This window comes from Marinobacter nanhaiticus D15-8W (assembly GCF_036511935.1).
Lineage (GTDB): Bacteria > Pseudomonadota > Gammaproteobacteria > Pseudomonadales > Oleiphilaceae > Marinobacter_A > Marinobacter_A nanhaiticus.
The window spans coordinates 2,450,216-2,463,610 of the sequence record NZ_AP028878.1 but is presented as its reverse complement, the minus strand read 5'-3'; the positions used below and the strand labels follow the sequence as shown (position 1 = coordinate 2,463,610).

10 protein-coding genes are annotated in these 13,395 nt (G+C 58.1%); 1 reads left to right on the top strand and 9 read right to left on the bottom strand.

What is annotated here, in order from left to right; translation table 11 throughout:
- The first annotated feature begins 234 nt into the window (after positions 1–234).
- The gene (locus RE428_RS11030; protein WP_004582063.1) at positions 235–1,206 is read left to right on the top strand and encodes a GGDEF domain-containing protein; all 972 of its coding nucleotides are present in this window, start codon (positions 235–237) and stop codon (positions 1,204–1,206) included.
- 8 nt (positions 1,207–1,214) lie between these two features.
- Here the strand turns inward: RE428_RS11030 and rluB are convergent, their stop codons facing one another.
- The 9 genes from rluB to RE428_RS10985 all read right to left on the bottom strand — a co-directional run bounded on the left by rluB (position 1,215) and on the right by RE428_RS10985 (position 13,323).
- On the bottom strand, positions 1,215–2,264 hold the full coding sequence (gene rluB / locus RE428_RS11025) for a 23S rRNA pseudouridine(2605) synthase RluB (RefSeq protein WP_004582062.1): 1,050 nt from the start codon (positions 2,262–2,264) through the stop codon (positions 1,215–1,217).
- A gap of 41 nt (positions 2,265–2,305) precedes the next feature.
- A complete protein-coding gene (scpB, locus tag RE428_RS11020; protein ID WP_004582061.1) occupies positions 2,306–2,974 on the bottom strand; it encodes an SMC-Scp complex subunit ScpB in 669 nt (222 codons plus the stop codon).
- 15 nt (positions 2,975–2,989) lie between these two features.
- Positions 2,990–3,883: a segregation and condensation protein A gene (locus RE428_RS11015; protein ID WP_004582060.1), complete on the bottom strand. Its 894-nt coding sequence runs from the start codon at positions 3,881–3,883 to the stop codon at positions 2,990–2,992.
- Positions 3,884–3,906: 23 nt separating this feature from the next.
- Positions 3,907–5,121: a tryptophan--tRNA ligase gene (locus RE428_RS11010; RefSeq protein WP_004582059.1), complete on the bottom strand. Its 1,215-nt coding sequence runs from the start codon at positions 5,119–5,121 to the stop codon at positions 3,907–3,909.
- 218 nt (positions 5,122–5,339) lie between these two features.
- Entirely contained in the window at positions 5,340–6,212 is an 873-nt protein-coding gene (gene sucD / locus RE428_RS11005; RefSeq protein WP_004582058.1) for a succinate--CoA ligase subunit alpha, read from the bottom strand.
- Entirely contained in the window at positions 6,212–7,378 is a 1,167-nt protein-coding gene (sucC, locus tag RE428_RS11000) for an ADP-forming succinate--CoA ligase subunit beta (protein ID WP_004582057.1), read from the bottom strand. The genes sucD and sucC overlap by 1 nt, the downstream gene beginning before the upstream one ends.
- A 313-nt stretch (positions 7,379–7,691) precedes the next feature.
- Complete coding sequence (gene lpdA, locus RE428_RS10995) at positions 7,692–9,134, bottom strand: dihydrolipoyl dehydrogenase (RefSeq protein WP_004582056.1); 1,443 nt, start codon at positions 9,132–9,134, stop codon at positions 7,692–7,694.
- Between the two features lie 56 nt (positions 9,135–9,190).
- On the bottom strand, positions 9,191–10,459 hold the full coding sequence (gene odhB, locus RE428_RS10990) for a 2-oxoglutarate dehydrogenase complex dihydrolipoyllysine-residue succinyltransferase (RefSeq protein WP_004582055.1): 1,269 nt from the start codon (positions 10,457–10,459) through the stop codon (positions 9,191–9,193).
- A gap of 26 nt (positions 10,460–10,485) precedes the next feature.
- Complete coding sequence (locus tag RE428_RS10985; protein ID WP_004582054.1) at positions 10,486–13,323, bottom strand: 2-oxoglutarate dehydrogenase E1 component; 2,838 nt, start codon at positions 13,321–13,323, stop codon at positions 10,486–10,488.
- Positions 13,324–13,395 lie beyond the last annotated feature (72 nt).

The window sequence follows — 13,395 nt, the reverse complement described above, 5'->3', positions numbered from 1 at the left end:
ATCGCTTCAGTATCGTCGAAAACATCTTCCGGGGACTGGTAATACGACATGGTTACCGGTTTGCCCTGCCGTCCCTCCTGCGTCTTGCCGAAACGACGTCAACATATTGCCGCCTGCGGCAACGGCTTGCCTGAAAGCTTTTAGATTAACCTATATCTAGCTGTTTTGTAGACAGATTCTGATTTAGGCATGGTTGGTGCTTAAGAGGCTTCAGAACCGATTAGAGTATTGTTTATGCCGTCTACTCCATCCTATCTGACCTCCAACTCACGACAACGCGAACAGGCGCTGGCCGACCTTGAGCGCCTGAGCCGTGCCTGGCAAAGCGACAACGGGGACGTATTCGCGCGGCTGTGCCGACGCTTGCTGACATCGCTGGAGCTCAACCAGGTTATTGCCATCTTCGCGGAAGAGCTGGGGACTGTCGTTCATTTCGATCGACTGACCTACGGGCACTCGATCAGCGACTCGCCTATCGACTTGGCCGTTGGCCACGGCGGTAACCACCGCTGTGAATACCGCCTCAACCTGGCCGGCGAGAATCTGGGCATGCTCCGAATTTTCCGCCGCATGCGCTTTGCGGAGCAGGAGTTGACGGTTATCGAACAAATGCTGGGGAGCGCGATTCATGCCATTCGCAACGCCTGTCATTATGAGACCGTCCGCCGCGCGGCGTTGACGGACGTGGTCACTGGCATTCCCAACAAGCGGGCTTTCGATGACACGCTCAAGCGCGAGGCCTGCCTGGCGAACCGTCACGGCGAGCGTTGCGCGCTCATCCTGTGTGACCTGGACCATTTCAAGAAAATCAACGATACCTACGGCCACCTTACGGGTGACCAGGTGCTGCGTGCCGCTGCCCTGGCCATTCAGGATGCGACCCGCAGCAGCGACGCGGTTTTCCGGATTGGGGGTGAGGAGTTCGGCATTCTGCTTCCCCGCATTGGCGAAGCGGAATGCACGCTCGTCGCAGACCGGATCCGCGCCGCGATTTCTGCGATCAGTCTTGAATTGAATGATGCACTGGTGAAGGTATCCGCCAGCGCCGGTGTGAGTGCCCATGTCCAAGGGGAATCCGCCGATGCCTGGTTCCGCCGGACAGACGAAGCGCTCTACCGCGCCAAGCACGACGGACGAAACTGCACCCGCACCGCCCGGCCGGGCCTGCCGGCGGACGTAACATCTATCGAGAGCGCCAAACGCTAACGCAAGCCCTACTTAGAGCGGGGAGGCTTGCTGCCCCGCTTGGGATTGTGCGGCTTGGGACTGCGCGGATCGGTATTGCGCGGCCCCCGTTTCGACTTGCCCCCTTTCCCATCGCCAGTCTCCTGAGGGCGGGTGGTAATTGCCCCCTTTCGCAACCCGCCGGCCCCACGGGGCGGCCGCTTGCGTTGCTGGCGTTTCTGGGCCATCGCCTCACCGGGCGTCTTGGCCGGTAACGCCAGAGGCTCCAGCCCAACCTTCTGGCTCAGGGCATCGACGCTCTTCTGGTCCATTTCTTCCCAGCGCCCCATGCTCAGCCGGCTCGGCAGGAAAGCCGGGCCAAAACGTACTCGCTTTAACCTGCTGACCTTAACGCCCTGGGATTCCCATAGACGCCGGACTTCCCGGTTGCGGCCTTCGAACAAAGTAACGTGGAACCAGCGATTGATACCCGAACCACCGGCGGGGGAAATATCCGAGAAGTGGGCCATGCCGTCGTCGAGCAAAACGCCGTCAAGCATACGCTTGAGCATATCGTCCTCGACTTCGCCGAATACCCGAACGGCATATTCCCGGTCCACTTCGTAGGACGGATGCATCAACCGGTTGGCCAGTTCGCCGTCGGTGGTAAACAGCATCAGACCGGTGGTATTGATGTCGAGTCGGCCGATGGCAATCCAGCGCTGGTCTTTCAGGCGCGGCAAGCGGTCGAATACGGTGGGACGCCCTTCAGGATCATTGCGTGTAGTAACCTCGCCTTCCGGTTTGTTATACATCAGCACACGGCGAACCGGAGCCTGGGCGGCCTCGATGCTGACCGGCTTACCATCCAGGAGAATGGCATCGCCAACCGTGACCTTCTGGCCGGGCACTGCCACTTCCTTGTTGACCGTGATCCGGCCCTGCTCGATCCAGGCTTCCACCTCACGACGCGAGCCGACGCCCGCACGGGACAGGACCTTCTGCAAACGCTCGGGCGGCAAAGCCTTTCGAGTTGGCTGGTGTTTCGATGGCAACGGCCGCTCGGAGCGGGCCGGTCGCGAGTCGCGCTTATGCGCCATGGCGTTGTTCCTTTGCCTTTCTGGCCTGTCGCGGAACCGGCTTAATGCAGGGTTCCGGGGATGGATTCGTCGTGGTCTTCGTCGGCCGAAGAGGCGGCATCCTCCGCCTCCGGAGCCGGCGTGTCAAACTGGATTTCCGCCTGGATCTTCTGCTCTATCTCGCGACCGATTTCCTCAAGGTCACGGATCTCGGATAATGGCGGCAACTGCTCCAGCGTGGTCATATTGAAGTAATCGAGAAACTGTCGTGTCGTCGCGTACATCGCCGGACGACCCGGAACGTCCTTATGGCCCACGATACGCACCCATTCACGCTCCATGAGAGTACGAACGATGTTGCTGCTGACCGTGACACCGCGAATGTCTTCAATCTCGCCCCGGGTTATCGGTTGGCGATAGGCGATCAACGCCAGCGTCTCCAGCAGGGCCCGTGAATACCGCTGTGGCTTTTCCTCGAACAACCGGCCCACCCAGGTGGCGTAATCCTCGCGTATCTGGAAGCGATAGCCGCTGGAAACCTTGCGTAATTCGTAGCTGCGATCCGCACAAGCCTGCTCCAACTGGCTCAATGCGTGCTCGACCACCTGCCGAGCCGGGCGCTCTTCCTCGGTGAAGAGTTCGCGAATCTGGTCCAGGTTCAGTGGTTTGCCGGCTGCCAGCAGGGCTGCCTCGATAATATTCTGGATGTGGCGGATGCTCTCTTCGCTCATGATCGTTCAATCGGTCTAGTTCACGGCCCGGGCACGGACATGGATCGGGCCCAGGACTTCCGCCTGGACCACCTCAATCAATTGCTCCTTAACCAGTTCCAGCGTCGCCAGGAACGTAACGACTACCCCGAGCCGGCCCTCTTCTACAGTAAACAGGCTCTCAAAAGTAATGAACCTTTCGTCGCTCAGGCAGGAAAGGATATGGGACATACGCTCCCGCGTGGAGAGCTTCTCCCGTTCGACATGGTGGCTGGTGAAGAGGTCTGCGCGATGCAAAACATCACGCAGGGCCAGCAGCATGTCTTTAAGGTCCACGTCGGGGTGCACCTGGCTACCCGGTAACTTGGGCAACGCTGCGGAAGAACCAAAGGTGTCGCGTTCCATACGCGGCACCGCATCCAGGTCTTCAGCTGCCTTTTTGAAGCGTTCGTATTGCTGGAGGCGGCGGATCAGCTCGGCCCGGGGGTCGACTTCGTCCTCCTCTTCGCTCTCCTGCCGCGGCAGCAGCATGCGCGACTTGATCTCCGCCAGAGTAGCCGCCATCACCAAGTACTCCGCCGCCAACTCGAACCTCATGGCCTCGACGGCGTTGATGTACTCCATGTACTGGCGGGTGATCTCGCTGACATCGATGTCGAGGATGTCCATGTTCTGGCGACGGATCAGATACAGCAGGAGATCCAGCGGTCCCTCGAACGCCTCAAGGAATACGGCCAGGGCATCCGGAGGTATGTAGAGGTCCTGCGGCAGCTCCTTGAACGGCTTACCAGAGACCTTCGCAACAGCGCGCGCTTCCTCGGCCGTTTCTCCAGCAGACGCTTCGGCAATCTGCTCGCCTTGTGCTTCATCGCGGCCCGAAACCGGCTGCTCGCCGGAACCCGATTGCTGAACGCCCTGCTCTTCGGTCATCTCGTCTCCCGGATGGCCTCGCTCTAACGGTAAGCCAGCCCCATCGCCTGCCGCACCTCATCGAGGGTTTCACGGGCCGCATCCCGCGCCTGCTCACAGCCTTCCTCGATGATGGAGCGGACGAGCTCCGGGTTACCTTCGTATTCACGAGCCCGTTCGTGCAGCGGACGCTGCTCCTCGACAATGGCGTCGATTACCGGTTTCTTGCAATCCAGGCACCCGATACCGGCGCTTCGGCATCCCTGTTGCACCCACTCCTGGGTCTCGTTATCGGAATAAACCTTATGCAGGCCCCACACCGGACATTTCTCAGGCTCTCCCGGATCGGTACGGCGTACTCGCGCGGGATCGGTTTGCATGACCTTGATTTTTTGGGCCACCGCATCCGGCTCTTCGCGTAGCCCGATGGTGTTGTGATAGGACTTGGACATTTTCTGCCCGTCCAGCCCCGGCATCTTGGAGTCCGGAGTCAGCAACGGCTGGGGTTCCGGCAGGATGACTTTGCCGCCGCCTTCGATATAGCCATAGAGACGCTCGCTGTCACCCATGGAAATATTCTGCTGTTCCTTGAGTAGCGCCCGGGCACGGTCGAGAGCTTCGACGTCCCCTTCTTCCTGGTACTTTCGCTTCAGCGAACGGTAAAGTTTGGCGTTCTTCTTGCCCATCTTCGTGATGGCAGCTTCCGCCTGCTCCTCGAAACCCGGCTCACGACCATAGATGTGGTTGAAGCGACGGGCTACTTCGCGGGTAATTTCCACGTGAGACACCTGATCGGCGCCTACGGGTACGCGACCAGCTCGATACATCAGGATATCTGCGCTCTGCAGCAAGGGATAACCCAGGAATCCGTAGGTTGCGAGGTCTTTTTCACGCAGTTTCTCTTGCTGGTCCTTATAGGTGGGGACCCGCTCGAGCCAACCCAGCGGCGTGATCATGGAAAGCAGCAGATGCAATTCAGCGTGTTCGGGCACCTTTGACTGGATAAAGATGGTCGCCGAGCCCGGGTTTACCCCAGCCGCCAACCAGTCGATGACCATTTCCCAAACGCTTTCCTCGATACCCCGTGTATCGTCGTAATTGGTAGTGAGTGCGTGCCAGTCGGCAACGAAGAAGAAACACTCGAATTCATGCTGGAGTTTGACCCAGTTTTTTAGCACGCCGTGATAGTGACCCAGGTGCAGCTTACCGGTAGGACGCATTCCAGACAGCACGCGCTGCTGGGGATCTACAGAACTCAAAGCATGAACTCCTTAATGAATATTTTATCGTGCTTGAGCCACTGGCTCAGGATACGGCGAAATACGCCATTTCAGCCCGGGATTATAGACTGATGAGCCGGTCAGGTTAACGCGAAAACACTTTATCGCCTAGGAAAGGCACGAATAAACCCGCCAGAACGAAAAAACCCCTGCTCTCCCTCAGGGAAAACAGGGGTTCGGGTTCCCGGCGGGAGTAATTACCAGCCAGTCACCTCTTTCAGCGCCTGGCCAATTTCCGCCAGGCTGCGAACGGTCTTCACGCCTGCAGCTTCCAGGGCCGCAAACTTGTCGTCCGCAGTACCCTTACCGCCGGCAATGATGGCGCCAGCGTGGCCCATGCGTTTGCCAGGGGGCGCCGTGACACCGGCGATGTAGGACACTACCGGTTTGGTGACATTGTCCTTGATGAACGCTGCGGCTTCTTCCTCGGCAGTACCGCCAATCTCACCGATCATGACGATTGCTTCGGTCTCGGGATCTTCCTGCAACAGTTTCAGGATATCGATGAAGTTGGAACCCGGGATCGGGTCACCACCGATACCAATACAGGTAGACTGACCAAAGCCAAAGTCAGTAGTCTGCTTCACCGCTTCGTAAGTCAGGGTGCCGGAGCGGGAAACGATACCCACACGGCCTTTCTTGTGGATGTGGCCCGGCATAATGCCGATCTTGCACTCATCCGGGGTAATCACGCCCGGGCAGTTCGGTCCAATCATGCGAACGCCCTTGCGATCGACATACTCTTTCGCGTAGAGCATATCGATGGTCGGGATGCCTTCGGTGATACAGACGATCAGCTCAATACCGGCGTCCGCCGCTTCGATGATGGCATCCTTACAGAAGGGTGCGGGCACGTAGATAACGGTTGCAGTCGCGCCAGTCGCTTCGACCGCTTCACGCACAGTATTGAATACCGGAAGGTCGAGGTGCTTGGTGCCGCCCTTACCCGGGCTAACGCCACCCACCATCTGGGTGCCGTAGGCGATGGCCTGCTCAGAGTGGAAGGTACCCTGGGCACCGGTGAAACCCTGGCAGATCACTTTGGTGTCTTTGTTGATCAGGACGCTCATTACTTACCTCCCGCGGCTTTAACGACTTGCTGTGCAGCGTCAGTCAGACTGGTGGCCGCGATAATGTTCAGGCCGCTGTCTGCCAGCACTTTGGAACCCAGTTCGGCATTATTGCCTTCCAGGCGCACCACGACAGGCACTTTAACGCCAACTTCCTTAACGGCACCGATGATGCCTTCAGCGATCATGTCGCAACGGACGATACCGCCGAAGATGTTCACCAGGACCGCCTTCACGGCGCTGTCTGACAGGATGATCTTGAATGCTTCGGTGACGCGCTCTTTGGTCGCACCGCCGCCCACGTCGAGGAAGTTGGCCGGCTGGCCGCCGTTGAGCTTGACGATATCCATGGTCCCCATCGCCAGGCCAGCACCGTTGACCATGCAGCCGATGTTGCCTTCGAGAGCCACGTAGTTCAGTTCCCACTTGGCAGCGTCTGCTTCACGCTGGTCTTCCTGGGAAGGGTCGTGCATTTCGCGGATCTTCGGCTGGCGGTACAGGGCATTGCCATCAACATTGATCTTCGCATCCAGGCAATGCAGGTTGCCCTGTTCGGTGATGACCAACGGGTTGATTTCCAGCAGCGCCAGGTCCTTGTCTTCGAACAGCTTGGCAAGTCCCAGGAAGATCTTGGTGAACTGCTTGATCTGGTCGCCTTTCAGCCCCAGTTTGAACGCAAGTTCACGTGCCTGGTATGGCTGTGCACCTACCAGCGGATCGATTTCCGCCTTGAGGATCTTTTCCGGCGTTTCCTCGGCAACTTTCTCGATCTCAACGCCGCCTTCCGTCGACGCCATGAATACGATACGACGGGTACCACGGTCGACAACCGCGCCCAGGTAGAGCTCCTGGTCGATATCCGTCAGATCCTCAACCAGGATCTTGCTGACCGGCTGGCCCTTCTCGTCGGTCTGGTAGGTCACAAGGTTGCGGCCCAGCCAATACTCCGCGAATTCACGGATCTCGTCTTTACTGCTGACGAGCTTGACGCCACCGGCCTTACCACGGCCACCGGCATGAACCTGTGCCTTGACGACCCAGCGGTCGCCGCCGATTTCAGCAGCTGCAGCAACTGCGTCCTGCGGGGTGTCGCAGGCTACGCCCTTGGAAACCGGCAGGCCGTATTCAGCGAATAGCTGCTTGCCCTGATATTCGTGCAAATTCATAGCGTTGTCCCACTCTTATATAGAGGATAACCATTCTGGAGCAATCGAGGTCGCCTGCTGGCAACTGCGACGACTCCCCTGGGAATGTGAACCCGCATACAGCGAATTCTGGACGGGCGCATCGGTAACACCAGGATACACCCGATCGGATCAAGCGGGCCTCGCTTCACCGCATCACCATCTGCGCGATGTGCGAAGCTCTCATGGATAGACCACCCGCACCGACCGGGAGAAGGTCCTGTTGCCCCTAGGCGCCACGTTGCGCCCTCTCCGTCTGCGCGAGATGAGCCGGATCCCCTCCGGCCACCCGTTCTTATTTTTTCTTGCGCTTGTTGGCGACGTGGATCGCGCCGCTGCCTGCTGCAAGAGCTGCTTCGTGGACCGACTCGGAAAGGGTCGGATGTGCGAAGCAGGTCAGCGCCAGATCTTCGGCACTGGAACCGAATTCCATGGCAATCACGCCCTGGGCGACAATTTCAGACGCTTGGGGTCCGGTGACATGGAAACCGAGAATACGGTCGGTCTTTTCATCAGCAATGATCTTGACCAGACCCATGGCTGAATTGGCTGCCATTGCACGGCCGTTGGCCGCAAACGGGAAAGTACCTACCTTATAGGCTTCGCCTTCAGCCTTGAGCTGCTCTTCGGTCTTGCCAACCCAGGCGACTTCCGGGTGGGTATAGATCACGTTCGGGATCGCGTCGTAGTTCACCTGCGGCTTGTGACCGGCGATACGCTCCAAGACCATGATGCCTTCCTCGGACGCCTTGTGGGCAAGCATCGGGCCACGTACCACGTCACCGATCGCCCATACGCCCGGCGCGTCGGTCTGGCAATTGTCATCGACGAAGATGAAACCGCGCTCATCCAGGTTAACGCCACTGTCCGCAGCCAGGAGGTTGTCAGTGTTCGGACGACGGCCGACACAAACAATAAGCTTGTCGAACTTCTGCTCCTGCTCGCCCTTGGCGTCTTCGTAGGTCACGTTCACCAGGTTACGCTTGACGGAGGTACCGGTTACACGCGCCTTCAGCTTGATGTCCAGACCCTGTTTCTTGAATTGCTTGAGTGCTTCCTTGGCACACTGCTGGTCAACCGCTGGCAGGAAGGTGTCGAGCGCTTCCAGCATGGTCACTTCCGCACCCAGACGTGCCCAGACACTACCGAGCTCAAGACCGATGATGCCGGCGCCGATTACGCCCAGGCGCTTGGGCACCTTGTCGAACTCGAGGGCACCCTCCGAATCGACGATGTAGCCTTCAGTCAGAGGCGCTGGCGGAATCTCGATCGGGTTGGAGCCGGTGGCGATAATCACATTGTCGGCTTCGTAGGTCTTGGTCTTGCCGTCATTATCGGTGACCTCTACCTGACGATTGGCGAGCACGCGGCCACGTCCGTGGATCGGGGTGACGCCGTTGGCCTTGAACAGCTGGGCGATCCCGCCGGTCAACTGCTTAACAATGTTTTCCTTACGCTCCATCATCTTGCCGATGTTGATGGAGGCGTCTTTCACCTCGATGCCCTGCTCGGCAAAGTGATGGTTGGCTTCTTCGTATTTGTGGGAAATTTCCAGAAGGGCCTTGGACGGAATACAACCCACATTCAGACAGGTACCGCCAAGCACCTGCTGCTTACCGTCCTTGGAGGTCCAGTTTTCAACACACGCAACCTTCAAGCCCAGTTGAGCACCCTTGATGGCTGCTACGTAGCCGCCCGGGCCCGCACCGATGACGATGACGTCGTACTTATCAGACATGTTTTATCCTGTTTCTCTAATGTGTTGTTTGACCGGTAATGCGTTGATTAACCGGTTCAGACATCCAGCAGGATGCGTGTCGGGTCTTCAATCATTTCCTTGATCGCGACGAGGAACTGAACAGCTTCCTTGCCATCGATCATGCGGTGGTCGTATGACAGCGCCAGATACATCATCGGCAGGATCTCGACCTGGCCGTTGACGGCCATGGGACGTTCCTGGATCTTGTGCATGCCCAGGATCGCGGTCTGCGGCGGGTTAAGGATCGGCGTGGAGATCAGCGAGCCGAAAATACCGCCATTGGTAATCGTGAAGGTGCCACCGGTCATTTCTTCAATGCCCAGCTTACCGTTCTTGGCCTTGGTACCATACTCGACGATCTTCTTCTCGATGTCGGCCAGGCCCAGACCATCGACGTCACGCACCACGGGGACGACCAGTCCACGATCGGTCGATACGGCGACACCGATATCCTGGTAACCGTGGTACACCATGTCGTTGCCGTCGATAGAGGCGTTGACCGCCGGGAAACGCTTAAGCGCTTCGGTAGCGGCCTTGGCAAAGAAGGACATGAAGCCCAACTTGATACCGTGACGCTTCTCGAAGCTATCCTTGTACTGCTTGCGCAGCTCCATGACCGGCTTCATGTTGACTTCGTTGAAGGTCGTCAGCATGGCAGCGTTTTGTTGAGCGCTGACCAGGCGTTTGGCAATACTCGCACGCAGGCGCGTCATCGGTACGCGTTTCTCGGCACGTTCGCCAGCACTGATGTCCGCGGTCGGCACTTCAGATGTAGCTGGTGCAGAGGAGACTGAAGGGGCTTCGTCTGCCTTCTTGCCACCGGACTCGATATGCTTCTGGACGTCTTCCTTGGTCACACGGCCGTCTTTGCCGGTACCCTGAACGGCGTTTGGATCGACGTCGTTCTCATCAGCCAGCTTGCGCGCCGCCGGGCTCAGGATCGCCTCGCCACCGGAGCTCTTTTCATTGCTTGCCTCAGATTTGGACTCGCTACCTGCTGGCCCGCCCTTCTGCTCTTCCTGGGAGTCTTCAGAAGAGGTCTTGGCAGAACCACCCGATGCGGCGGCGCCTTCCTTGAACTTACCGACGACTTCACCACTTTCGACGGTGTCGCCCTCATCCTTGATGATCTCCTCAATCACCCCGTCAGCAGGAGCAACGACTTCAAGGACGACCTTGTCGGTTTCGATATCGACAATCAGTTCGTCACGCTCACAGGCCTCGCCCGGCTTTTTGTGCCAGGTCGCGACAGTACCTTCGGCGACGGATTCTGGAAATATTGGAGCTTTAATTTCAGTTGACATCTCGGATCCTTAAATTCGGTAAGTCGTCAGACATCGAACGCGTCGTTGACCAGTTTCTTCTGCTCTTCAATGTGTACCGACAAATGCCCGCACGCAGGCGCAGCGGAGGGGGCACGGCCGGCATACTGCAGATACAGCTTGGGATTGTGGCGATGGAGTGCCTGGCGCATGTGGTGCTGGCTTGAGTACCAGGCGCCCTGGTTCATCGGCTCTTCCTGACACCAAACCGCATGAGTCAGTTTGGGGTAAGGCTTGAGCACCTCGTCCAGATCATCAGCCGGGAACGGATACAGCTGTTCCAGGCGAACGATAACCACATCGTCCCGTTCGTCGGCTTTCTTTTTCTCAAGCAGATCGAAATAGACCTTGCCGCTACAGAGAATCAGGCGACGGGCTTTCTTGGGATCGGTTGGCTCCTTCTCCGGCAATACCGTCTGGAAGGTGCCATTGGTCAAGTCGTCCAGTCCGGAAGTCGCTTCCTTATGACGCAGCAGGCTCTTCGGTGTAATCGCAACCAGCGGTTTACGCAGTGGCCGCTTCACCTGACGACGCAGCATGTGGAAAACCTGGGCGGGTGTCGTGGGCACGCAAACCTGGATGTTGTGCTCTGCACACATTTGCAGGAAGCGTTCCAGGCGAGCCGAACTATGCTCCGGCCCCTGCCCTTCATAGCCGTGTGGCAGCAACAGAGTCAGTCCACACAGACGCCCCCATTTATGCTCACCACTGGTCAGGAACTGATCGATAACCACCTGGGCACCGTTGGCGAAGTCACCGAACTGGGCCTCCCAGACAATCAACGCATCCGGTGTGGTAGTTGAATAGCCGTATTCGAACGCCATGACCGCTTCTTCCGAAAGCAGTGAATCATAGATTTCGAAAAGTGGCTGCTTTTCGGAGATATCCTGGAGCGGGATATAGGTGGCTCCATCCTTCTGGTTGTGCAGCACTGCGTGACGGTGGGAGAACGTACCGCGCCCCACGTCCTGGCCCGTGATCCGGATCGGATGGCCTTCGTTGATCAACGTCGCGTACGCCATTACCTCGCCGTAGCCCCAGTTAATCGGCAGCGCCCCCTGGGTCATCTTGTTACGATCGTCGACGATTTTGGACACCTGGCGCTGAACGGCAAAGCCTTCGGGTAGTTGCCCCATCTTCTTGCCCAGGCGCTGAAGCGTTTTTAGCGCAACGCTGGTCTTGCACTTGGCGGTCCACTCATGACCGAGATATGGTTGCCAGTCAACGTAGAGTGCCTTGTTGGGCTCCTTAACCAGCGCCTTGACCACATGGTCACCCTTATCGAGCGCATCGCGATATTCCAGTTCCATGGCCTTGGCTTCGTCTTCGCCGATGACGCCGGCCTCGAGTAACTGTTGAGCATACAGATCGCGTACTGTCTTAAGCTTGCGGATCTTCTCGTACATTACCGGCTGCGTCGATGAAGGCTCGTCTGCCTCGTTATGACCACGGCGACGGTAGCAGACCAGGTCGATAACCACGTCGCGCTTGAATTCGTTACGGTAGTCCATGGCCATCTGGGTGGCGAACATAACGGCTTCAGGATCGTCACCGTTCACATGCAGGATCGGCGCCTGGACCATTTTAGCGACATCCGTGCAGTACTCTGTGGAACGCGCGTCTTCCTGCTTGCTAGTAGTAAAACCAACCTGGTTGTTGATGACGATATGGATCGTACCACCCACGCCATAGCCCCGGGTCTGGGACATCTGGAAGGTTTCCATCACTACGCCCTGGCCGGCGAAGGCTGCGTCACCATGCATGATGATCGGTACAACCTGGCTGCCATCCTTGTCTTCACGACGGGTCTGGCGCGCGCGAACGGAGCCCTCGACCACCGGTGAGACGATTTCCAGGTGAGACGGGTTGAACGCCAGTGCCAGATGCACTTCTCCACCTTCGGTCATCACGTTGGAAGAGAAGCCCTGGTGGTATTTCACGTCGCCGGAGCCAGCATCAGCCAGCTTCTTGCCTTCGAATTCGTCGAACAGCTCCCGGGGGTTTTTGCCCAGGGTGTTGACCAGAACGTTCAGGCGACCGCGGTGCGCCATGCCGATAACGATTTCCTTCGCGCCGTAGCTGCCGGCACGCTGGATCAATTCGTCGACGCATGGGATCAGGCTCTCACCACCTTCAAGACCAAAACGTTTCACACCCGGGTAACGTGAACCCAGGTATTTTTCCAGGCCTTCGGCTGCGGTGAGACGCTCGAGGATATGGCGGCGGGTCTTGGCTTCGTATTCAGGGCGCGAACGGACCGGCTCCATACGTTGCTGGAACCAGCGCTTGATGCGGGTATCAACGACGTGCATATATTCCGCGCCGATGCTGCTGCAATAGGTCTGCTTCAGACCTTCGACGATATCGCGCAGCTTCATGGTCTCGGCGCCAAAGCTGAGGGAACCGGTCTGGAATTCGAGATCCAGGTCCGCTTCGCTCAACTCGTGGAAACCAACATTCAGGTCTTCGACTTCCGGACGATTCCAGACGCCCAACGGATCCAGGCTGGCACGCTGGTGGCCACGAAACCGGTAGGCGTTGATGAGCTGGAGAACACGGATCTGCTTGCGATCCGCATCGGAAGTCGCTGATGCAGGGACACCGCCGACAGCCAGACGACGCTGGTTACGGGAAATATGCTCAAACTGTTCGCGGATTGCGGTGTGGGATACGTCCCTGCCCGAGGAACCGTCAACACGGGGCAGTTTGTCGAAATAATTCCGCCATTCCTCAGGAATAGCGTTGGGGTCGGTCAGGTAGGTTTCGAAAAGCTCTTCAACATAGGCCAGATTCCCCCCCTGCAGGTGGGATGTCTGCCATAACTGCTCCATGATGCTTTCATGCATTTTGAATAGCTCACCTCAGGCTGGAGCGGGGAGCAATCGGGATGGCAGGGCTAAACGACAGTCACCCAATAG